Below are 23,137 nucleotides of genomic sequence, written 5' to 3' on the forward strand. Positions count from 1 at the left end.
TCACTAAAGGCACTATAATTTATTAATTTATAATTTTGTTTCTTTATTTAGCTCATCTACTAATGACTGTTGATTTGCCCATTTCAATTTCACATGACTATTAATTTGAATAAGTTCAGGATTTCGAAGGATATAATCTTTTATTTGATGAAAAAATAAAGGTTTAGATTTTACATTCAAACTTTTATAAAGTTCATTGAACATATCTAAATCTGGTTTTTCGTCTAATGTTAACCTCCAAGTAGGGTAACAAAATGGTGGAGGGAGTTTCACTATATTGACCCGGAATAAATGTGGATTATTAATAAAATAAAACGGAAGGTATTCTGCATAGGTTAAAGGTTTTGGGGTTTGTAGTAGTCGTTCGATTGCCTCTAATGTAAAAATATCGCCTGCTGTTCCGACAGGTAACGTACTTAGCTCTGCCTGTGTATAATCTGCACCGCTTTTCAAATGTTCATCTAGCAAAAAAGTATTAATTTCTGGTGACACAGCTGGGCAATCTCCGGTAATCCGTATGACAATGTTTGCATTTTCTTGTTTTGCAGCTTGGAACATGCGATCAGCGGTATTTTCTGAATCACCTCTAAAAATTTTAATTTTCCCGTCTAAATTAAATTTTTCCAAAGGGTCATCTTGTGCAATATCTGAAGTAGCAAGTATGACCTGGTGCTTTCCTGGAATAGCAAATGTATTTATAAGACATCGCTCAATGGAAGGAACACCGTGTATTGGCAATATTGCCTTTAAAGGTAACCTAGTAGATTTTAACCGGCAAAGTACAATTATTACTACCTTTGGAGGCTCAATAACTTCTTTTGTTAATGGGGTACCTGCAGACAAATTATATAGAGCTACCTGAGGTAATAATTCCTCTGCTTCAAGCTCGTTCAGCGCGTTTTCTACAACATCTAATTCCATAGTTACTTTATTAGCTGTAATAATCTCTCCTTTTCTAATATCAACTTTTGTAACTGCTCTTAATAATTTTTGGTTTTGCAATTTTAATAACACCCCTTTCATTTAATTTTTAGCAACTCTATAAAACGAAAAAACTTTTCTCACAGCTTGTATTACATCCCACACATCAGCTTCTGTCATTTTAGGAAATAGAGGCAGCGTAATAATTTCCTCATATATGTTTTCTGCTTGCGGACAAATACCTTTTCCATAACCTAATTTTTGATAAAACGGTTGTAAATGTACGGGTATATAGTGTACATTCACACCGATATTTTCTCTTTGTAATGCCTCGTAAATTTCTTTTCGATTACATTTTAATAATTTAGTATTTAAACGAATAATATAAAGGTGCCAACTTGAATCGGTTTGAGGCAATTGCTTTGGTATTGTGATTTCAGATAAACAACTAAATTCTTTATTATAGATGTCTATATATTTCTTTCGAATCTTAATAAAAGAGTCTAATTTACTTAACTGTGATAAACCAAGAGCAGCTTGTATATCCGTTAATCTGTAGTTGTAACCTAGGAATTGCATTTCATAATACCAAGGCCCATGATTTTCAAGAAGTTTTTGAGGATTCCTTTCAATTCCATGCGTACGGAATTGAACAAGTTTTTCATAAAACAGAGGATTATTTGTGGTAATTACTCCGCCCTCTCCGGTAGTAATATGTTTCACCGGATGGAAACTAAACATTGTCATATCACCAATAGAACCAATCTTTTTATTTTTATATGTGGCTCCTAATGCGTGGGCTGCATCTTCAATGATAATTAAATTATTTTCTTTTGCTATTTTTTGTATTGCATCTAACTCTACAGGCTGCCCAGTAAAGTGTACGGGAATAATGGCTTTTGTTTTGTTTGTAATCTTTTCCTCTATAGATTTAGGACTAATGTTATATGTTTCATTGTCAATATCAGCGAATACCGGCTTCCCCCCCTGGTATAAAATACAATTTGCACTGGCTACAAATGTCATTGGAGTTGTAATTACCTCGTCTCCCTCAGTTATGCCGGCTGCATAGCAGGCAGCATGCAATGCAGCTGTACCATTTGAAAAGGAAACAGCGTATTTTGCTCCCACATATTTCGCTATAGCCTCCTCAAACTGTTGAACCATTGGTCCTGTTGTTAAAAAATTCCCTTTTAATACGTCTACAACAGCCTGAATGTCATATTCATCAATTTGTTGCTGACCATATGGTAAATAAGTTTCTCTAACAGGCTTTCCACCATGTAAACCGAGAATTCCCCTTACCATTACTCTTTCTCCTTAGGGTTAATTTTTAAAGATTTAATCCACTCTTCTGTTTTAATAACTCCATCTTCTAAAGAAACTTTCGGTTCCCAGCTTAATATAGTTTTTGCTTTTTCATAGTTACATAATAATTTTTGAATTTCACTTTGTGGATGGATATGAGTTACATGTTGGATACTTACTTTATTTCCCGAAATCAATTCTGCTAATTTATTAATAGATATATCTTTTCCTGTTCCAGCGTTGATAATATGACCATTTGCTTTTGCAGAGTATCCTGCTGCCACAACAAAATCTGCACAATCTTCAACGTATAAAAGGTCTCTTGTTTGTTTTCCATCCCCATAAATATTTAGTGGTACATTATCTAATTTATTATTTATAAAAATGGCAACAACCCCACCTTCACCACCTGTTTTCTGGAATGGGCCATACGTATTAAATGGGCGAATAACCACAACAGGTAGCTTATAAGCATAATAGTATGATAAAACCATGTTTTCAGCAGCAATTTTTGATCCAGCATATGGAGAAGCTGGTTTAATCGGGTCTAATTCTGATATCCCTTGTATATTAGTAGCTTTATCATATACCATACAAGTACTCATAAAGACCATTTTGACATGATACTTAAGACATTGTTCTAACAAATTAAAAGTACCTATTGTATCATTTTCAAAAGTTGTTCTAGCATCATCTATACTATCTTGAACATTAATACTCGCTGCTAAATGATAACAAAGGTCAAATGAATTATTTTCAAATAATTGAGCAACTAACTTTTTATCTTTAATATCTCCTTGAATACATTGCTTTAAATTTAGATTGTGTGCAAACTCGGTAATATTTGCAGTTGTTGAATTTGCTAAGTTGTCTATTATCCATACTTCATGCTTATCCTGCAATAATCTCTTTACAACCCACCTACCAATAAAACCCGCACCACCAGTTACTAATATTTTCATAGTTTCTCTCCTCCTGTTAGTAGTTGCTGGTTTAATATTAAATTTCTAAGCTCTTCTTTTGTAATTGCATTTTGATAATCAGAACGGTAAAACCCTGCCTTCGCCCTTTTTGCATTTTCATATTGAGTACCCTTTTTTAATGGGCTAGGAATGATAAACATTTCTGGTAATTCAAAAGCCTGTAAAGATTCATCATGTGTCATAAGTTCTTCATACATTTTTTCACCAGGTTTTAACCCAATTTCTTCAATTTTAATAGTCTCCTTGGGCAACCCATATAACTTTGTGACTTCTTCTATCATCACTTCACTTAAATGGTTTAATGAAATAACTGGCATTTTTAATATAAAAGTTTCACCACCCTTTGCTATTTTCATTGCTTCAATTGTTAACATAGTTGCTTGGTTCAGTGTCATCATAAATCTACTCATACTAAGATCCGTTACAGTTATTTTTTGGTTTTCTTTAATTTGTTTTTCAAATAAGGGAATAACAGAACCTCTTGACCCCATAACATTTCCGAAACGAACACTGGAAAATATAGTCTCACTCGAACCTTTTGAATATTCCGCTGATATAATCAATCTTTCAGCAGTTAATTTTGTTGCACCGTAATTATTTGTAGGTGAAATCGCTTTATCAGAGCTTGTAAAAACTACCTTTTTTACTTCCTGAGCAATTGCTGCTTTTATTACATTTTGTGTTCCAAAAATATTGGTCAAAACTGCTTCAAACGGATTATATTCACAAAAAGAAACATGCTTCATTGCGGCCACGTGAAACACATAATCAATATTTTCCATCGCACTAAACACTCGATCATAATTGCGAACATCTCCAATTAAATAACGAATATTTTGACTTCCCCCCCTAAATTCTTCTTGTAATAAAAATTGATTATATTCACTTCTACTAAAAATCCTTACCACTTTTGGTTTTTCCTGTAGAACATTAGAAAGAATACTTTTTCCAATTGTTCCTGTTCCACCAATAATTAAAACGTTTTTATCTTTAAAAAACATGAATATATACCTCCTCATATTGAAATTACTTTTAGCTAAGAAAAACCTCTCTTCAAATTGTGTGTAGTTCCATAGGCAAGCCATTTGTCGAGAGATAAACTAGCCTGAAGGATATTGAAACATACGTTTCCATTGCAAATTTATGATACATATTAATCATAGAAAACTGAGGAAATGATGTTGCTTTAGTAATCCTTTACTTCAAACATTAGTAAGTGGTGATGAGTTTAATCTTTTTCACTTTGAATTAATTTTATCAATCTTTTCGTGCATGCTTCTTGCGGATAGTTTTCAGTAATAAATTTTCTTCTTAATTCTTTCGCTAGATCTGATTGTAAAGAATCATTTAGAACTTTTTTAATCGTGCTAATCATATCCTCCATAGAATGATTTACAAGCCAATCTAATGTATCGTAATATTTATAATCCCTTTCCTCTAATAAAGATTTATAAACAACTACAGGTATATCTAATAACATTGCCTCTAACCCTACTGTTGAATTTGAAATAACCACAAGATTTGCATGTAAAATAACATCATACATGTTCACTTCATTTGTTATATATTTAACATTAGGATATACGTTACTTAACCTAATATATTCTCCTACTAGGTTACGCCCTTTTTCCCAAGGGTGAGGCTTTATAATAACCGTAATATTTTTGTCTTTCACTAACTTTTCTGTCAGTTCAATATAAAATGAAGTTTTAAATGGCTGGGTTGCAATAAAAACCACTTTTGTAGAGGGGTCTATTTTTAATTTATTAAAAATAGTTTTTTTATCTACATATGCTCTATTGAAGATTTCATCATATCTGGGGTGCCCTATTATCTCAATTTGAGATCCACAGACCCCTTTTTGAAGGTACCAATCTTGCTCATACTTTCCATATAAGACCTGCTTTGTTGCAAAAACCGGAAAGTATGCTTCCTCTCCCATTATTGCACCATGCTGCAGACAATAACTTGGCATCCCCTCACTTCTAGAAAGAAAAGTAAGAGCCCGACTTGTTATATCTTCCGTAGTACCAACAATCACACCAAAGATATCTTGTTCTTTAAAAATGAAATAGGCCATATTAAGTTTCTCAATCATGATAGGGAGATCACTGAGTAATTTTTTTTGAAAAAACATGTTTGAAAATAGTGGGTGCTTATTAAACTTTAAAAAGATTTCTTTAGCTTTTTCTATAAAAACATGTGCATTATTAGGGGCTTTATTTATATAATCTGGTGCACAAATTGTAGGAAGACCATAAAGTTCTGTTTTTTTTGATCTTGTTAATATCTTTGTTTGATTTGGATTAAAGTGGGTAAAATTACTTACTGAAAAACGGAGATAATCTGAATTTAGGAGGATTGCTCCATTTTGATTTTTTCTTTTTATTTTTGATTGAAATACAGAAATTATTTTTTCAAACTCTAACTGTAACTGTGTTTCCTCTATGGGCTCAATTGACAGTTGCTTGTAAAAATTATGATCTTTCATTTTATTTTTTATATCTTCATCTAAATATTGATAAAAATTACTTAGTAATGGTAAAGGAATGTTATAATGCTTTAACTCTGAAAAAATATTTATATATTCTAGATTTAATAACCAGTAATTTTTCAAATAAATTTCACTCAATTTTTCACCCTCTTTTTCTTCTTAAGTCTTCTCTTAATTCTTTACATGTTCTTTGTGGTGGTAATAATTGTACAAATTCATTTTTTTCTTCGGCAAATAACTGCGCATGTATTGAATGAGGAGTAATATAATTAATATCTAAAATTTCATCTAAGGGATAAAAATCCCAATAGTGATTTAATCTCCAAAAAAAGCGCGCATCTCCTATTCGATAAAACTGAGGATCTTCATCCCAGTAAGAATTCCACCTTTTTTCAAGAATTGGTAAAACAGAGGCTCTATGCATAATGGAACAATGATCAATTGAACATGGGGCATTATTCGTAATTTTTTTAGCAGGTCTTTCAACCGTTTTAATAGGTAAATCCGATTCATCTACATGAATCGTTTTTGATGCAGAATAAATAATTTGAACCTCTTTATTCTCATCAAGATAACTAGACATCTTTTTAAGGCGTTCTTTTTCATATTGATTATCATCTGTAATATAAGTTATATATTCCCCTTTCGCATGCTTAAGTGCTTCATTAATTAAAGCCGCATATCTGACTTTTTTTGTGCGTTCAGAAATATGAGCCACATTACTTTTATAAAAATGTACATTTTCCTTATTTATAAATGGTCGAATAACTTTCTGGGTCATTTCATTAGAATCATCATCCATTATAAAAAGTTCAAAATCTTGAAAGGTTTGGTTTAATACACTTAATATTGATTTTTCAACAAACGTAGGCTTATTGTAACTTGTCATTATAACTGAAATTTTAGGCAAATCTCCTTCTCCTCCTTATCAACAAATATAAAAACAGTTAAATTATTATATAAACAGAAAGGACAAACCGTTCCGATAATTTTAAAAAAGGTTTTTTTATCTATTAAAATTAATAGCAATATTTATATTCACCTATGTATCTTTTTCACTCCACTATAGTCCATACCATATCTATGAAAAGGTAATAAACTATTTAAGTATAAAAAGGTGTCGATAAAGTTTTAATTTTTAGATTTCACTAGATAAAGCACATCCTATATTCTCAAGAGAGGTGAGGACTTTGCAACCCAAAATATCAATTATTCTTACTAGTTATAATAAGCCATCATTAATTAATCAAGTAATTGAAAGTGTTCTAATGCAAACTTATAAAGAATGGGAACTTTTTATTATGGATGACAACTCCTGTCAAGAAACCATAAATGTCATAAAAGATTATCTAAATGACCCTCGAATTACTTATAAGAATAGTTTTATACAAGATAATGAGAGATATAAAACCACAAGATATGCAAAACTTATCAATGAGGCACTTCAATTAACTTGTGGGGATTATATTTGCTATTTAACGGATGATACTATATACCTTCCAAACAGATTAGCTGATATGTTATCTTTCTTAGAAGAACATCCTGAAATTGATGTAGTGTACTCTTCCCAATACGTAAAATATGTTGATTATAGCCTTCAACCTATAAATGAATTTGTGAGAGAGGCTTCGAAAATTTTATATACAGCTGCAAATGTTGTAGATCACTGTTCAGTTATGCATACTCGAAGAATATTATTAAAGGTCTATGAAAAATACTGTGAATATTGGGATACAAATCCTTTATATTGGTTTGTTGGAGATGCAATGTTTTGGAAACGCCTAAATACATTCCAACCTTTTTATCCCATTAGCAAAGTGCTCGATATTACTTTTAAAACACCTTTCTCCTTCCAAAACCTATATGCTAACCTCCCTTCTAAAAATTTAAATGGTATTTTGTTTAGTAATTCACACGGTGAAGTATTTTTAATTGATAATTTTAAACGCAGGATCATTTCGAAAGACATGCTTTCCTACTTCAAATATAATCAAAATGAAATTGTCTTAATCCCCGATCCATTTATCTACAAATATACAGAAGGTCCCCCCATAACCCTTACAGAATTAATTCCCAACCTACGGGTTGTACAAAATGAAAAAGGAGAGTTATTTTATATAGAAAATAATCAAAAACGTCCATTTATTAGCACCATAGCATTTCGCAAATTTAAATTTTCAATTCAGGAAATTATTAAAGTTTCACAACGCAGTTTAGATCAATTTTCAGATGGACCACCTATTTATCCCAATATATCTAATTACACGATTCTTCCGGAAGGAAAAGTATTTATTTATCATCACAATTATTTCATCATGACAAATCACATGCTCCATCCCATAGATAAAGACATATTGCAAAAACTATATTTATTAAAGAACTGTATACCGATTTCAAAGACCAATTTATCCTATTTTAAGATTGGCCCTCCTATTTCATCATATCCCTCTTACCTAGCCAAAAAATACTTAGAATAGTACCAAGAAGGAGTATTATCAAAAAAAAGGGAAATAGGTCCTGAACTAGGTTCTATGATTACTTACAGTATTATTAAAGAATAAAACGGAGTGTTAGAAAGTGAACTAAATAAAAATAGGTTAACTATTATATCTACCAACTCCTCATATGCAATATTACATGCGGAGAGCCTTAAATATTTTGTTATACTATGTATGTGGATTTTTCATCCAAAAATCCTCTCAAACGCATATTTATGTATATGCCACCCTAATTGATGAAAGAGAGAAGAATGTTTATCATTTTTCTCTCTTTTTTATTTAAAATGTGTGCTTGTACTTAATTCTTTAGTTATTTTACATTTCTAATCCATAAATGTGAATAACCTTATATTTAAAATCAAAAAGAGAAAATTTTTTCTAATTTTAACCTGTAAAATTATTTACTTTTAAAAAAAATCCAATATCTTTATCAACTCATTTTAGAATATTTAAACAATGATTTTATATACAATCTCTGCATAAATTATTCATTTTCATTTATATAAGACCTACCTTCTTACTTCTCATATATTATTAAACATTGGATTATTATACACAAACCCAAAAACATGAGGTATTTTGTAGAATTTTGTCTATCAATATGTATGTACACCCTTATGTAGTGGATATAGACTGTGAGGTGTAAGGGGATACCTTACAAAATAATGAAAAGGAGATTATAAAATGAGTAGATTAACAAAATCCTCAAAGTTAGTATTTGCAACATTAATTGCGGGAAGTAGTTTAAGCGTCTTTGTTTCGTCACACAGTGTACAAGCTGACACCTTAGATAATAATTACCAAGACACTGTCAAATTTGTACCATATTCTAGTGCTTCACAATTACTGGAGCGAAAAAACACTATTGTTCCTGAATCAAAAGTTATTAAAAACCATTATGTAAAGTACTTTAAATCACATTTCCAATCTAAAGAAAGTATACCAAAAAAAATTTATTATTCTTCAGAAGGCTTTAAGGGCTATATACAGGCAAGTACTGTTTGGGATATGGGAGATCATTTCATAACGCTATATTCTGGAACCGTTATTCGATGTTAGACTTTAAATCCTACCTCTCCAAATGCTTATAATAATCAATAGCGCACTGCCAATACTGTAAAATCTATTATTCAAAAAAATAAACCACAAAATCTCTCGATTTCATGGTTTATCAAATATAAAGATAATGCTAAACGAATACTCTAACATTACCTTCCCCAAAGTTAATTATAGAGTATTTTCCAAAAAAAGACACTATTGTAGTGTCTTTTTTATAGTATTTTTATTTACACCCAACTTACTTTTTTCTAAATTTGATAATTATGTAGAGCCCTTCCATTCAGACTTTAATATTGAATATTGATATTCATCAATCCATTGCCCTTTTAGCAATGTAAAAGCGATACATTCTGTAAAAGTCCCCCACAAAAACTTCTCCATCTTTTTCCTTCCTCTTTTATTGGTTTTCTTATCCTACATTATAAAGAGACTGGACTATTTTTTTGAAAAAATATTCATTTCTTAGCGATAGTGTGACTCTTTTTAATCTTTTTCATCTCTGATTTTACAATCACGTTTCTCTTTATACACATGCAGAATTCTCTCTCTCCTGTACCGAAACTCCAAGAAGAGCGCAATCCACTATTTACCAACCCTTTTCTTACTATTACATTTTGGAGGTTAAAACATGACAAAAAAACGGAACATACAAAAATCAGCACTTTCCTTTATCCTACTCTTTTCTTTAGGTGTTTCATCTTTCCCGCTTACAACAGCTATTCACGCGGATACACAAGGGGCAGAAAATGCAGAAAAGAAACCAGTCTCTTTAACGGAGCGTACGTCTTTATTTTTTGACTATCTCCAACAAGGTAACTATGCAGAGGCACTTCAGTTGACGTCTGCAGCTTTTCAATCTAAGTTTACAGCAAACATATTACAAAGCTGGTGGACACAAAGTGGCGGGAGCTGGATTACATGGCAATTAGCAAAGGTTTGTATTCCAATGAGTGAAATTATTGAGGTAACCGAAGATAATACGTATGCTGGTGTTGAAAAAGCAGAAGTATTCCGAATTGGAACAGCCTACGGTACAACTGATCGTAGTTTAATTAAAACCATAAAGTATACTTATCTATGTTCTGTTGCACAGTGTTTAAAACTAAGCTAAACTTTTGCAACAGAACCCATTTACTTTCCCTATTCAAAAAATCGTAACTTTATTTCAAATCCACATTTAACCCTTAAAACAAAAAGAACTTGTAGGAATCTCTACAAGTTCTTTTTAGTTTCAGGTGAATATACGGGACAAACAAGCTATCTTACAGATTCATCATAGAAACTACAGGGGTAATGCTTTGACAAATATATTATATAACAAATAATAACACCCACAGATTTCAATTTTGAAAATTATGTGAATTAAGAACAAAGGTAGCTTTTTTCTTAGCTATTATTAATTTCGTTTACTACTAACTTCTTTTTACTTAAATACACTGCTCGATCCGATTTTTTTGCAACTTCTTGTGAATGCGTAACAACAATTACACATTTATTCTCTTGATGAGCGAGCTCTTGAAACAACTCAATAATCTCTTTTGCTGTTTCTCCATCAAGGTTTCCTGTTGGTTCATCCGCAATAAGTAAATCAACATTGCAAGATAGTGCCCTAGCAATTGCTACACGCTGTTGTTGTCCGCCACTTAGTTGCAAGACATTTCGTTTCGCTTCTACTTCTGTGAGTCCTACCTTCTCTAATAATTCTAATGCTCTTGCTTTTTTATTTTGTACCTTCACACCTGTAATTTCCATTGCCGTTAGTACATTCTGAAGAGCAGTCATATAGGTAATCAAATTATAGGATTGGAAAATTACGGATACATTTTGATTACGGTATCGATCCAAGCCAATTTTCCGAATATCCTTTCCATTAAATAGGACATAGCCATTTTTAGGTATATCTAGCCCACAACCTAAGCTAAGAGTTGTGGTTTTACCAGATCCAGATGGCCCTAAAATCGTGTAGAAATGCCCTTTTTGAAAAGAAAAATTAACATTATCTAGTATCGTTACTTTTTTTCCGTTACTTTCATAGTAATAATCTAAGTTTTTAAATTGTAAAATCGTCTCCATGTCGAGCCTCCTTATTCATCTTTTAAAAGGATTTGTTTTGGATTTAAGCGTAGAATAGATAATGCTGGAAGAAGCGTTGCTAATATAGCAATAGCTAGTCCAATTCCCCCCATCTTCCCTACATCTTCTCCTGTTACACTTACATCAATTTTATCAATTGGATCTTCTTTTTGGTCTTGTAGCGTACCACCAGGTCCAGACATCATTACAGCACCATTTTGTGGGGTGTCTGTTTCTTCGCTTGCTGTAGCAATTTCACTCGAAAGTAAGTTATCCCCTACGAATTGAGAAACTTTAGCTCCTGTTGTTATGGATAATCCAAATGCTAAAATAGCAATACATACTACTTCTACTACGAACTGCGCCATCAGTTTCCATTTTTTCTCTCCAATGGACAATAAAATCCCCATTTCTTTACGACGTGCTTTAATCGATAACATAATGATTAATCCTAAGATAATCGCACCTGCAATAGATACCATATAGATAATCATTTGAGAAGTAGAAGCGATATTTTCGATAGGACCAATCATTTGTTTGTACAATGAATCATGTGCATCTAACTTAAAATAATTAAAATCAATATCAGATTTTTTTGCTTCTTTTTTAAATGCATCAATGTATTGTGGGTCGTTCAATAAGTACACAACTTGGATACTACTCATACCTTCATCTACTTCTAATTTTTTTAAAGTAGAGTAAGGCATATATAGTTTATTAGCTGGATTCATCATAGGAGGGGGATTTTGACCCATTGGTTGCTCATTCGTTTCGTAAATACCGATAATTTCAATTTCAAGAGTTTCCTTTTTATCCCCTGATTGAACTTTAACTTTATCTCCTACTTTCAAATTGTTTTGTTCCGCTAATCGTTTTTCCATTAAAGCTACATTCTGATCTTGCATCTGTTCTGTAATTGGTTTTCCATCAACGATTTTATTTTTTCCATTTTTAAAGCTTTCTTGTAATAAAGTCTTGCGAACTCCTTCTATCATAAGAGAAGAATTCATATCTATTTCTGTACCCGAACCTGATCCTCCCGCCGTTGCCACTCTAGCATTTCCATTTCCTTTTCCTTCTCCTTCTGAAACTCCTACTAATTTAAACCCATCCGCAATTCCGAAATTATTGGTCATATAATTATAATCTTTTACATACTTGGACTTCGCTAATTGATCTGTTTCTTTTGTATTGAGCTGCGGCGGATTAGGCGCTTCTCCCGTTTCCCTTGCTTGTTTTACTAATTTATCAAAATCAAGACTTAAAGTAACATCTGCACCGAGTTTTTTTCTTGCTGCATCAGCAGCTTTTTTTGATGCATTTTGGATTGTGAATCCTGCCAGCACTAAATTTGTAACAATCAGGAAGACTGCCATCAAAATTAATGATGTTCCTATTCTTTTTCTCATACTAAGAATTGCACGTTTTATAAAATTCATTTTTCCTAACCTCCTTGATAGTTGTTATTCTATATACGCTATCTGGAGTTTATATGAAGATATTCAGTAGATTATCTAAAGATATTAGGGCTTATCTGGAGTGTATATGTAGTGATTCGTTAATATGGTCAAGAAAAACTGGAACACAAATTAAAATACGTAATGAAAAAAATTTTAAAAGTTATTAGGCAAATAAAACCCAACGTTAAATCCACCGACTTTTGGGATATGTAAAAACTGGCTAACTAGAGTCAGTTTTATTTTTTATAAAAAAACCTTCATAACAGAACGCACATTCGTATATAATAAGAACAGACGTTCTTATTTAAGGAGGCATAACGGTGTATGACTACTCAATTTTGCCAAATCGAATTGTTTTATGTGTAGATCTTCGCAGCTTTTATGCAAGCGTGTCCTGTATCAAGATGGGCTTAGACCCACTGCATACTAAATTAGCTGTAGTAGGAGATGTTAACAGGAGTGGCTCTATTGTTTTGGCTGCAACACCACCATTAAAGGCATTAGGTGTTAAGAAAATGGCAAGGTTGTACGAAATACCACGGCGTAAAGACATTCTTGTGGTAAACCCAATCATGGGAACTTATATAAAATGCTCAAATTACATAACGAAATTAGCTCTACAATACGTTCCGATTGAGGATTTCCATCAATACAGCATCGATGAATTCTTTATGGATATTACAAATAGCATTCATCTGTTTGCGAATGAGCCCTATGAATTTGCATTAAAATTCAAACGCGAAATATATGAAAAAACAAGAATTGAATGCACGATTGGGATTGGACCTAATCCTTTAATGAGCAAAGTGGCATTAGATGTGGAAGCGAAGAAAACGAAAGATTGTATAGCATACTGGAAGTACGAAGATGTCCCTATAAAATTATGGCCGATACGACCACTTAGCAAGTTTTGGGGGATTTCGGGTAAAACAGAAGCGAAGTTAAACCGAAAAGGAATACATTCAATCGGTGACCTAGCTGTTTATCCTCTCAAATACTTAATACAAAGCTTTGGGGTTATTGGTGAAGAATTACACTTACATAGCAACGGCATTGATTTTAGCCGCATTGCAGAAAAATACATACCCGCAACAACTTCAATTGGTAAAAGCCAAATACTCATGCGTGATTACACAATAGAAGAATTTCCGATTATCCTTCTGGAACATATCGAGGAAGTTTGTTATCGGATGAGAAGACAAAACAAACTAGCTCAAACAATCCATTTTTCCATTGGTTATAGTAAAAATTACGCTGGTGGTTTCAGAAAAACTCACACTATGAACCGACCAACTAATTTAACAATGGATATCTATCATATTTGTACATATTTTTTACATAAGTTTTATACCGGGGAACCAATTAGATCTATCAATGTTTCTTTAACCAACTTAATCAATGAAGGTGAAGAACAAATATCTCTTTTTGACAATGTAATACAACGAGAAAAAGAAATGAAATTAACGAAGGTAATGGATGAAATACGCACTAAGTTTGGTAAGAACAGCATATTAAGAGGAATTTCTTATACAAATAGTGCTACAGCAAGATACAGAAACACATTGTTAGGAGGACACAAATCATGAACAACGCTAATATGCCAAAGGGAAGAGGAATGGTGAAATGGACGCAAACGGCTGCAATGACAGAACAATTTGACGGTATACGTGAGATTATTAAGAAAAAAAATAAAGTAGCACGTCCACTCTTAACTTCTGAAGAAAAAGAACTTATCGAGAACATGTTATTATGCTCATTACTATCTGAAGAAGAGGTGTTGATTACATATTACGAAGATGGCTATCTGCTTACTAACTACATGACCGTGACTGATATTGATCCATTGAATTGTTCTATACTATGTACAGATGCTTTTTATAACAGGATTACCCTTAAATTTATGGATGTTGTTGATGCAAAATAAAAGCATTCAATGCAAAGTATAAATACTAAATGTGATGATTGCGCTCCCCCCTTGAAATAAATGAATTCGAAGCTAAGGATATGAAACTATATTTTAAAGATATAATAAATGAAACATAAGTCAAAAATATCTTATAACAAAAGTGACTCTTGTTTTGTTAGCTTAATAGCGATGGGGTACCGCCAGCATTTTGGAAAAACCCCACGCTAAGCAAAAAATAAAATAAGCCATCCATTTGGACAGCTCATTTACATAATTATCGTTATTGGAAGTTAAGCATCTGTTCCTTGAGGAATCCAGCCAATATTTTGGCTCCATTTATCAGCTTTTCGTAGAATCTCCCATATCAGAGGATCTTTTGATTCGGTATACATGTGTCGATTATTTGTGTGTTTTTCAGTTAACCTATATTTTAATTCTCCATATTGCTTACAGTCTTCTGGATGAGTACGCATATAATCTCTAAATAAGAGAGCAAGTTGTTCAGGCCAACTCCCTTCACGTCTCACATGTATATGAGTTCTCTTGTTACCAGGAGTTTCGCGAAAATAACGTTTAGAACGGTCTGAATTATCTGCTCTATAAATAAATCCTAAACTTTCTAAGGGTTTCTTGAAAGAATCTAATAACTCTAGAGAATTTACGGAAATTTGTATATCAATAATTGGTTTTGCAGCTAAACCAGGTATTGATGTAGAGCCGATATGATCAATTCTTTTGGCAACGTCTCCTAAAACACTTCTTAATGAATCCCCTAGATTTTGAAACTCTTTTGACCATTCACTTTTATAAGGAACTACAATAATTTTATCTGACATTCATTTTCCTCCCTAAATCTCTCTTACAATCTAAATGATATCAGATTCTATTATGTATATCGTATTCATGTAAGGTTAACATAACGTCCTATTCTCGGTAGCAAAGAAAAGGAGGAACCTCACTCTCACAAGGGAACCTCTTTTTTTCGTTCTATGGACCTATGCATTTTTTTATACATTCCTATCCTGTCGCGGTTCTAGGGTTCTTGTTTATTACTAAATTAGCCGAAAATTCGCATGAAATTTTGCATGCTCTTAACCTGGGGGATCTAAAAACCTGACAATACCCCTCACATAATTATACACCTTTTTAGAGTAATAGTATCAGTATGTCCAAGTTTTAGAAATTACTTGTAATTACCTTGAAGTTTTTGCACCAGAACCAATTATAGAAAGAAAAAGAAATTTCATCTAAAGTTTTTTCATAATTTTTTAATCTGTATATATAATAACACTTAAAAATTTTTATATTGATGTTATACTAAGATTAATCGAGAAGCTTCTAATTGATTATGATTATTCAATACATTTTCTTAAATAGCATGTCAACGTATAAAAAGACACTTTAGATAGTGTCTTTTTATACGTTTTAGCCTAATGGGGGTCACCATACATGCCCCTATCTTTACTAGTTAGAAATATGCAAAAATTTCACTGTTTCTGATTAGAGATATCGGCATTGCTACTTTCACCATTTATACGTTGCTTTTTCAAATCAAAATATGCGTCTAAAATATCTTTTCCAATTAATGAGTTAATACCACTTTTATCATCATTAACCCATGGGACCACTACAGAAAAAGCTACTTCTGGATTATCGTATGGAGCATATCCAACTAGTGTTATATTGTAACACTCAATACGCTCACCTTCTGCATTCCTTCCAATTTCATTATCCCCACCATATACTGTTTGGGCTGTTCCTGTCTTACCTGCTGGCTTATATGGGGCATTCTTAAAATGCCTTACACCAGTTCCATCACCTTCTTGAAATACCAATCTAAACCCCTCTTTTACTCGCTCGATATATTCTTTCTCCATATCAACTCTATTTAACACAACAGGTTCTAAAGATTGTACAACTTTACCAATGTCTTCGGCTTTTGTTGTTTGTTCTCGAATCTCTTGTACAATTTGAGGCTTCATTCGATATCCACCATTTGCAATCGTTGAAACATATTGTGCCAATTGCATTGGTGTGTACGTATCATACTGCCCAATGGAAAAATCCAGTAAAAATCCAGGCTTGGTATCTTTCTGTCTCGTTTGTCCCGTTATTTCATTTGGTAAATCAATTCCTGTTGGAACTCCTAAACCAAATTGTTTAAAATAATAACGCATTGTGTCAAATGCTGTTTGTTTAATGTCTAATGAGCCATTTGGTACATAATTAACCCCAGCAATTTGTAAAGCTGTATGGAACATATATACATTAGAAGATACTTGTAAAGCTCTTAAATCATTAATATTCCCAAAACCAGATACATTCCATGACTTTTTAGCTTGTGTACCTTTAAAGTTCATAGGTGCATCATAAAATGTATCTCCTGGCTTTATAGCTCCTGTTTGGTATCCAGTTAATAAGGTAGCACCTTTTACAGCTGAACCTAACTCATAAGAAGTTACGATGTTACCCAAGGCAAAGTCTTCCAGCTCTGTCCCCCCATCTTTTTCAACTAATTTTTTTCCAGCCATAGATAAAATTTGTCCCGTTTTAGGGTTCATCATAACAACAAAAGCACGATCTAATAATGGTTCCGAACCTTTAAAGTCTCTTAAATTTTTCTCAATACTTTCTTCCACCTTCTTTTGCAATTCCATATCAATTGTTAATATTAAATCATTACCACTTTTCCCTTTCGACACTGTTTCTGTTTTGATTATATCTCCAAATTTATCAGTAATATTTGTCACTTCTTCTTTTTTACCATGTAATACATCTTCATATCTTTGTTCAATATAGCTTTTTCCAACCCGATCATTACGATTGTATCCACGCACTAAATACGAATCTAAGTGTTCTTTAGGCAATCCTTCTTCCCTGCTTGTTATATTCCCTAATACAGAACGAAATAAATCACCATTTACATAATTACGCTCCCAGTCAACTGTTGCGTCCACACCTGGAAAATCTGCTAGGTTTTCGCTTATCCGTGCATACTCCTGTTCTGTCGCATCGCTTTTAATAATTTGAGGGGTCATTTGATAGCCAGAACTCATCTTACTTTTAATCGCTAACACTTTTAAATCTTGCAGCGTTAATTCTGCTAATTCTTCTTCTGTAATACGATTTCGTCTTAACTCTTCAATTTTCTTGTCTAACTCTTTCCCTTCTATGCTCTTCTTTCTCAGATTTTCTTCATCTTGTTTAGTAACTTTTTCTTTGGCTTGCTCCTTATTTAATTGCATCCAAAAATCTTTTTTATCTATCTCAGTTAACTTATTTATGTCTTCGTCCGGAATTTCAAGTACATTTGCTAGATCTTTCGCTGTTTTTAGCATATCCTCAATTTTTATCCCCTTTAACCTTGTATACGTAATAGAACGAAGGGGGCGATTATCCACGACTGGTTTCCCTTCTCGATCAAAAATCTTCCCGCGAGGTACTGAAAGTCCTATTGTTTCATTGCTATTTTTTTTCACTTCTCTTTTGTAAGTCTCTCCATCAGCAATTTGTAAAATTCCTAGCCGGACAATAATAGCTGATAACAATAAAAATATACAAAGAAATAAAACGTTTAATCGGAGAGGTATATAGGGCTTTTTCTTTTCTTTTTGCTTTTTCATACATACTCCTTTTGTATCTTTAATGCGTTTCTTAAATGCAGCTTTTACATTAGCCCAAACTTATCTATTACAGATTTCACGATATGGGAAAGCCCATATCGGACTTTATTCCGCCTTTAGGCATGGGATGAAAGTATCGTTTTTTCATAGAAAAACAGTTGTGTTTTGGTTTTACTTGAACGATAGACAAGCACAAGTCTTGAAAACAAGACGCTAAACCATATGAACACGCAACGATCTGTACGGTATGGTTTATAGTACCGTAGCTCACGAACCTATATGGTGATGGCACACCGCAATCTTGCACGTCAGCGATATCAGAAATAGACTTCACCTTTGATAGCAAGAATCCCACTGACGTTTGTCAGCTTGTCCCTTTAGGGCTGGGAGTGTCAATATCTTTTACTATTAAATTCTTCTTGCTCAAATAAACTGCTCGATCCGATTTTTTTGCAACTTCTTGTGAATGCGTCACAACAATTACACATTTATTTTCTTGATGAGCGAGCTCCTGGAACAAATCAATAATGTCATTTGCTGTTTCTTCATCAAGGTTACCTGTAGGCTCATCAGCAATCAGTAAATCCACATTGCAAGATAGCGCTCGAGCAATCGCTACACGTTGTTGTTGTCCACCACTTAGTTGCAAGACATTTCGTTTCGCTTCTATTTCTGTGAGTCCTACTTTCTCTAATAATTCTAATGCCCTTGCCTTTTTATTTTGTACCTTAACACCTGTAATTTCCATTGCCGTTAGTACATTCTGAAGAGCCGTCATATAGGTAATCAAATTATAGGATTGGAAAATTACAGATACATATTGATTACGGTATTGATCCAAACCAATTTTTCGAATATCCTTTCCTTTATACAGTACATACCCATTTTTAGGTATATCCAGCCCACAACCTAAGCTAAGCGTTGTGGTCTTACCAAATCCAGATGGTCCTAAAATGGTGTAGAAATGCCCTGTTTGAAAAGAAAAATCAACATTATCTAGTATCGTTACTTTCTTTCCGTTACTTTCATAATAATAATTTAAGTTTTTAAATTGTAAAATTGTCTCCATACCGGGCCTCCTTATTCATCTTTTAAAAGGATTTGTTTTGGATTTAAACGAAGAATTGATAATGCTGGAAGAATCGTTGCCAGGATAGCGATTCCTAATCCAATTCCCCCTATTTTCCCTAAATCTTCAGTTGAAATACTTACATCAATATTATCTACTGGATCTACTTCTGCAGTAGGATTACCACTAAGTAGTGCTATAGGGTCTTCTGGTCTATCTTCATTCTTTGCTATTTCACTAGATAGCAGATTATCACCGATTTTTTGAGATATTTTCTCTCCTGTTGATAAAGATAAGCCAAATGCTAATATAGCAATACATACTATCTCAACTAGTAATTGGCCCATTAACTTCCACCTTTTCTCGCCTATAGATAACAAAATTCCCATTTCTTTTCTACGTTCCTTAATAGATAACATAATAATTAATCCTAAAATAGTTGCACCTGCAATGGAGGCAATAATTACAATCATTTTCGAAAAAGATGCAATATTTTCGATTGGACCAATCATTTGTTTATATACCCTATCTTGTGCATCCAATTCATAGTAATCTGGTAATCCTAATTTTTTTGCTTCCTCCTTAAATGCATCAATATCCTTAGGGTCCTTTAATGAATACATTGCATTTTCCAATGAATTCATTAAAGAATACGGTACATATATTTGATTAGCAGGCTCTAATAAAGCAAAAGATTGTCCTCCAAAAGATGAGGCCTCTTCTTTTGACTCATATATACCTATAATTTCTAGCTCTTTCGTGGTAAGTTCCTGATCCATTACTTCACCCATTTGCAGTTTATCACCCACTTTTAAATTGTTTTTTTTAGCTAGTCTTTTTTCAATCATAGCAACGTTTTTCCCTACTGTTTTTGGCGTAATTCCCTTTCCTTCAACTAGTTTTAATTTTTTGTCTTGAGCAGCTTCTAATAAAGAAAAATCTCTAACACCCTGTAAAGTGAAATTTAAATTATTATTTGGGCCAAATGATTGAGCTCCTCCAAGTGATTCGACATAATGGAGCTCTTTCAGCTCAGCATTAGCACTTTTTAGATAATTATAGTGAGCTAAATACTTAGAGTTCTTTAATTTATCAGCTTCTTTCACTTCGATAGCAGGTACTATTCCTGCTCCACCAGTATTTTGATCACTGTTTATATATTTATTTATATCTATTATTAAATTAACATTTGCTCCTAATTGTTGTCTGGCCGAATCGGTGGCTTTACTTGATGCACTGTTAATTGTAAATCCAGCAAACACCAAATTAATTACAACTAGAAAAATAGCAAGTAATATAAGTGCCTTTCCTTTTCTTAATTTTAAACTTAAAAATGATCGTTTGATAAAATTCATGTTTATAACCTCCTAGAGATTTAGCATAAAGTAGTAATCTGTAGGTGGTATGGAGCTAATCTGGTTCTTTTGTAAAGATTAAAAAATAGAAATAAATTGATAAATGGGTGTTTTTCCGGTTTTGATGCAAAAATATAAAATTTTATCATTTTAGCCAAGAAGACTCCTTCCTCAAGGAACGCGAAGTGAGTAGGTGGGAGATGAATTGGCCTCGGACAAGGGATGGCAGGAAGCCATCTTAATTGTTCGACATATATAAAATGTTACTTCACTACCATCGCTGACAAAAAATGAATACAAAGTATAAATTAAAATTAATATTCCATAGAGAGTGTCACTTTACCTATAAGTTGGCCGCAGTTGGAAGCATAAGTTGGCCAGAAAACACTTATTTTTGTAGGTGATTATCTAATTATTCAACGGAATTGGAAGCATAAATTGGCTGGGAGTTAATTATTAACCCATAAGCTTGCCGTGTGTTTTATTCATGTAGCTTTGGAATAATGTTTGGTCAAATTGATACGAATAACCTTAATAAACGAGCAAGTGGAACTGACACTTCCGTTAGTTAATAGGTCACTGCGCTCTCTTGATATGCTTTCTTTACCGGTTCAATTTGAGCGAGGTGTCCTTGTATATGTTGAAGATCTTTCAAATGAAAATAACCTAAATCTCGGATACATGAATATTTTTTAATAAAGTTGTTATTTAGAAGGTTTATCCAAATATATATAAAAATGTGAAAAAGTAAATATTAATATGACCAAAGGAGATGAAGAAATTGTTTAAAAAAAGCGGTATCGGAGTATTGTCTACAGCAATTGTCTTAAGTGCCAGTATAGGTTTTTCAGGTATTGTATCAGCAGATAGTTCATCTGCAAATGAACAAGTTAGGAATGGGGACTTTGAGGATGGGCTAAATAACTGGATTTTATCTAATCCTAATTCTTCTACCGAGAATATCGGCACTTCTGAACCAGGCAATCATTATCTCAAATTAATACATGCAGACACAGCCTATCAGCTTGTTACTGTAAAGCCGAATACAGAATATACATTAACATTTGATATAGCGGGGAGTATAGTTTCTCCCTCAGAAGTAACAGTAGGTAATCTGAATGCCAATCAAGAAATCGTTCCATTAACAAAAAAGCAATATACAGGATTTAAGCCGGAACATCATGAGATGAAGTTTAAAACAGGGGAAGATGTGTCAAACTTTGCTGTCAAACTTGCTTCTACAGCAAATGGGAGGGCTAAGTTTGATAATGTACAATTAAAGGAAAAGGAGAAATCTTATATTTTTAATATTGATTTTGACCACAATTCAAGTTTAGAACCTTTTAAACCATCATATGGCTCTTTAAATTACAATATTGAAGAGCATGCAGGAGTAAATAATTCTAAAGGACTTCATTTTAGTTCAGGAATCGGTCATCTTAAGGGAGACGTAACTTTGAAGCCTAATACTACATACATCATGTCCGCATCTGGAAAAGTATCGGGTCCTGAAAAAACCTTATTTGTAGGAGCACAATCTCCTGGGGGAAAAGACACACTTTATATGAAGTTTACTTCCACACAGTATGAACAAAAATCGGTTGAATTTACTACTCTAAATACTAATAATCCATATTCATTCTTCTTTCAAATTAATGGATATGTAATCGGTGATGCCTATCTTGATGATATCGTACTAGTTGAAAAGTAGCCATAATTAAAAATATATTTCTATCATTGACACATGAAAACAATTCTAGAAATGAGTCGCCATATGCCCATCAACTTAAGGGTTTTATAACGCCCCAAAACGAAAAAACACCATCCTTTCGAAAGAATGGTGTTTTTTCAGTAGGTACTTTCCTAAACTTTTGACACGAATGATAATGTAAAATGGTTATTTCCTATATTCCTCCATCCTCTTATAGTAATCAATTTTTTCTTCAATTTTCATCAGATTATCCTTCAACTCTTTAATTTCTTTAAGGACTTTGTTTTGATGTATTTCTAGCAATTCTCGTCTAGCACTTATTGTAGGTTCACCTTGACTTCGTAAATCAGAAAAAAGTTTCATGTCTGTGACTGACATTCCTGTTACTCTTAAACGGATTAAGAAATTGATCCAAGAAATATCGGCTTCCGAATATTGACGATAACCATTGATATCTCGGCTCACCTCATTAAGTAATCCAATTTTTTCGTAGTAACGCAAAGTGTGCACAGTAAGTCCTGTTATTTTTGAAATTTGCTTAATAGTAAATATATTTTCCATAAAATTCATTATAACACAATGAAAAGGGGTTGCTTTAGAGTGTACTCGAGGGTGTAACGTTTAATCAAGAGTTACTTTTTAATCAATTGATACTACGCAACATAGACATACTAAAT

General features: G+C 32.9%; 19 protein-coding genes and 2 pseudogenes. 8 read left to right on the forward strand and 13 right to left on the reverse strand.

The window, feature by feature from the left end:
- Positions 1–27: 27 nt before the first annotated feature.
- The 6 genes from SJY24_RS31590 to SJY24_RS31615 all read right to left on the reverse strand — a co-directional run bounded on the left by SJY24_RS31590 (position 28) and on the right by SJY24_RS31615 (position 6,616).
- Entirely contained in the window at positions 28–1,023 is a 996-nt protein-coding gene (locus tag SJY24_RS31590; protein WP_377867531.1) for a cytidylyltransferase domain-containing protein, read from the reverse strand.
- Positions 1,024–2,229, reverse strand: a complete 1,206-nt coding sequence (gene pseC, locus SJY24_RS31595; RefSeq protein ID WP_377867532.1) for a UDP-4-amino-4,6-dideoxy-N-acetyl-beta-L-altrosamine transaminase — start codon at positions 2,227–2,229, stop codon at positions 1,024–1,026.
- Positions 2,229–3,191 carry an NAD-dependent epimerase/dehydratase family protein gene (locus SJY24_RS31600; RefSeq protein ID WP_377867533.1) on the reverse strand — a complete coding sequence of 321 codons (963 nt, stop codon included), beginning with the start codon at positions 3,189–3,191 and terminating at the stop codon, positions 2,229–2,231. Before SJY24_RS31600 ends, pseC begins: the two co-directional genes overlap by 1 nt.
- Positions 3,188–4,213, reverse strand: a complete 1,026-nt coding sequence (locus SJY24_RS31605) for an SDR family NAD(P)-dependent oxidoreductase (protein ID WP_377867534.1) — start codon at positions 4,211–4,213, stop codon at positions 3,188–3,190. Before SJY24_RS31605 ends, SJY24_RS31600 begins: the two co-directional genes overlap by 4 nt.
- Before the next feature lie 227 nt (positions 4,214–4,440).
- Positions 4,441–5,844, reverse strand: a complete 1,404-nt coding sequence (locus tag SJY24_RS31610; protein ID WP_377867535.1) for a CDP-glycerol glycerophosphotransferase family protein — start codon at positions 5,842–5,844, stop codon at positions 4,441–4,443.
- Positions 5,845–5,848: 4 nt separating this feature from the next.
- A complete protein-coding gene (locus SJY24_RS31615) occupies positions 5,849–6,616 on the reverse strand; it encodes a glycosyltransferase family 2 protein (protein WP_377867536.1) in 768 nt (255 codons plus the stop codon).
- A gap of 280 nt (positions 6,617–6,896) precedes the next feature.
- On the opposite strand from SJY24_RS31615, the gene SJY24_RS31620 reads away from it, so the two are divergent.
- The 4 genes and pseudogenes from SJY24_RS31620 to SJY24_RS31635 all read left to right on the forward strand — a co-directional run bounded on the left by SJY24_RS31620 (position 6,897) and on the right by SJY24_RS31635 (position 10,374).
- Positions 6,897–8,183 (forward strand): glycosyltransferase family 2 protein, encoded by a 1,287-nt coding sequence (locus SJY24_RS31620; RefSeq protein WP_377867537.1) that lies wholly within the window; start codon positions 6,897–6,899, stop codon positions 8,181–8,183.
- Positions 8,184–8,888: 705 nt separating this feature from the next.
- Positions 8,889–9,263 (forward strand): hypothetical protein, encoded by a 375-nt coding sequence (locus tag SJY24_RS31625; protein ID WP_377867538.1) that lies wholly within the window; start codon positions 8,889–8,891, stop codon positions 9,261–9,263.
- A gap of 628 nt (positions 9,264–9,891) precedes the next feature.
- Positions 9,892–10,182, forward strand: a pseudogene (locus tag SJY24_RS31630) (alpha/beta hydrolase); the annotation flags it as partial.
- Positions 10,177–10,374, forward strand: coding sequence for a SunI/YnzG family protein (locus SJY24_RS31635; protein WP_377867644.1), 198 nt, complete (start codon positions 10,177–10,179; stop codon positions 10,372–10,374). The pseudogene SJY24_RS31630 and the gene SJY24_RS31635, both read left to right, overlap by 6 nt.
- Before the next feature lie 275 nt (positions 10,375–10,649).
- Here SJY24_RS31635 and SJY24_RS31640 read toward each other — a convergent pair whose 3' ends face one another.
- A complete protein-coding gene (locus SJY24_RS31640; RefSeq protein ID WP_002090397.1) occupies positions 10,650–11,336 on the reverse strand; it encodes an ABC transporter ATP-binding protein in 687 nt (228 codons plus the stop codon).
- A gap of 11 nt (positions 11,337–11,347) precedes the next feature.
- Positions 11,348–12,775 carry an ABC transporter permease gene (locus tag SJY24_RS31645; RefSeq protein ID WP_377867539.1) on the reverse strand — a complete coding sequence of 476 codons (1,428 nt, stop codon included), beginning with the start codon at positions 12,773–12,775 and terminating at the stop codon, positions 11,348–11,350.
- A 159-nt stretch (positions 12,776–12,934) separates the two neighbouring features.
- Here SJY24_RS31645 and SJY24_RS31650 point away from each other — a divergent pair.
- From SJY24_RS31650 to SJY24_RS31660, 3 genes and pseudogenes are all read left to right on the forward strand, one after another.
- Positions 12,935–13,009 (forward strand): annotated as a pseudogene (locus SJY24_RS31650) (transcriptional regulator); the annotation flags it as partial.
- Positions 13,010–13,116: 107 nt separating this feature from the next.
- Complete coding sequence (locus SJY24_RS31655) at positions 13,117–14,382, forward strand: Y-family DNA polymerase (protein WP_377867540.1); 1,266 nt, start codon at positions 13,117–13,119, stop codon at positions 14,380–14,382.
- Positions 14,379–14,720: a YolD-like family protein gene (locus SJY24_RS31660; protein WP_377867541.1), complete on the forward strand. Its 342-nt coding sequence runs from the start codon at positions 14,379–14,381 to the stop codon at positions 14,718–14,720. Before SJY24_RS31655 ends, SJY24_RS31660 begins: the two co-directional genes overlap by 4 nt.
- Before the next feature lie 272 nt (positions 14,721–14,992).
- On the opposite strand, the gene SJY24_RS31665 is transcribed toward SJY24_RS31660, so the two are convergent.
- The 4 genes from SJY24_RS31665 to SJY24_RS31680 all read right to left on the reverse strand — a co-directional run bounded on the left by SJY24_RS31665 (position 14,993) and on the right by SJY24_RS31680 (position 20,749).
- Positions 14,993–15,538, reverse strand: coding sequence for a GrpB family protein (locus SJY24_RS31665; protein ID WP_377867542.1), 546 nt, complete (start codon positions 15,536–15,538; stop codon positions 14,993–14,995).
- 651 nt (positions 15,539–16,189) lie between these two features.
- Positions 16,190–18,325, reverse strand: coding sequence for a peptidoglycan D,D-transpeptidase FtsI family protein (locus SJY24_RS31670; RefSeq protein WP_377867543.1), 2,136 nt, complete (start codon positions 18,323–18,325; stop codon positions 16,190–16,192).
- 364 nt (positions 18,326–18,689) lie between these two features.
- Positions 18,690–19,394 (reverse strand): ABC transporter ATP-binding protein, encoded by a 705-nt coding sequence (locus tag SJY24_RS31675; protein WP_377867544.1) that lies wholly within the window; start codon positions 19,392–19,394, stop codon positions 18,690–18,692.
- A gap of 11 nt (positions 19,395–19,405) precedes the next feature.
- Entirely contained in the window at positions 19,406–20,749 is a 1,344-nt protein-coding gene (locus SJY24_RS31680; protein ID WP_377867545.1) for an ABC transporter permease, read from the reverse strand.
- A gap of 781 nt (positions 20,750–21,530) precedes the next feature.
- Here SJY24_RS31680 and SJY24_RS31685 point away from each other — a divergent pair.
- Complete coding sequence (locus tag SJY24_RS31685; protein ID WP_377867546.1) at positions 21,531–22,460, forward strand: carbohydrate binding domain-containing protein; 930 nt, start codon at positions 21,531–21,533, stop codon at positions 22,458–22,460.
- A 186-nt stretch (positions 22,461–22,646) separates the two neighbouring features.
- On the opposite strand, the gene SJY24_RS31690 is transcribed toward SJY24_RS31685, so the two are convergent.
- Positions 22,647–23,021, reverse strand: coding sequence for a MerR family transcriptional regulator (locus tag SJY24_RS31690; protein WP_377867547.1), 375 nt, complete (start codon positions 23,019–23,021; stop codon positions 22,647–22,649).
- Between the last annotated feature and the right edge of the window lie 116 nt (positions 23,022–23,137).

Source organism: Bacillus sp. R86525, assembly GCF_042466195.1.
GTDB classification, from domain to species: domain Bacteria; phylum Bacillota; class Bacilli; order Bacillales; family Bacillaceae_G; genus Bacillus_A; species Bacillus_A nitratireducens.

Bases quoted from the DNA above. Each gene is read 5' to 3' on its own strand.
- SJY24_RS31590 (WP_377867531.1), bottom strand. From the start codon at position 1,023: ATGAAAGGGGTGTTATTAAAATTGCAAAACCAAAAATTATTAAGAGCA.
- pseC (WP_377867532.1), bottom strand. From the start codon at position 2,229: ATGGTAAGGGGAATTCTCGGTTTACATGGTGGAAAGCCTGTTAGAGAA.
- SJY24_RS31600 (WP_377867533.1), bottom strand. From the start codon at position 3,191: ATGAAAATATTAGTAACTGGTGGTGCGGGTTTTATTGGTAGGTGGGTT.
- SJY24_RS31605 (WP_377867534.1), bottom strand. From the start codon at position 4,213: ATGTTTTTTAAAGATAAAAACGTTTTAATTATTGGTGGAACAGGAACA.
- SJY24_RS31625 (WP_377867538.1), top strand. From the start codon at position 8,889: ATGAGTAGATTAACAAAATCCTCAAAGTTAGTATTTGCAACATTAATT.
- SJY24_RS31640 (WP_002090397.1), bottom strand. From the start codon at position 11,336: ATGGAGACGATTTTACAATTTAAAAACTTAGATTATTACTATGAAAGT.
- SJY24_RS31645 (WP_377867539.1), bottom strand. From the start codon at position 12,775: ATGAATTTTATAAAACGTGCAATTCTTAGTATGAGAAAAAGAATAGGA.
- SJY24_RS31660 (WP_377867541.1), top strand. From the start codon at position 14,379: ATGAACAACGCTAATATGCCAAAGGGAAGAGGAATGGTGAAATGGACG.
- SJY24_RS31665 (WP_377867542.1), bottom strand. From the start codon at position 15,538: ATGTCAGATAAAATTATTGTAGTTCCTTATAAAAGTGAATGGTCAAAA.
- SJY24_RS31670 (WP_377867543.1), bottom strand. From the start codon at position 18,325: ATGAAAAAGCAAAAAGAAAAGAAAAAGCCCTATATACCTCTCCGATTA.
- SJY24_RS31675 (WP_377867544.1), bottom strand. From the start codon at position 19,394: ATGGAGACAATTTTACAATTTAAAAACTTAAATTATTATTATGAAAGT.
- SJY24_RS31680 (WP_377867545.1), bottom strand. From the start codon at position 20,749: ATGAATTTTATCAAACGATCATTTTTAAGTTTAAAATTAAGAAAAGGA.
- SJY24_RS31690 (WP_377867547.1), bottom strand. From the start codon at position 23,021: ATGGAAAATATATTTACTATTAAGCAAATTTCAAAAATAACAGGACTT.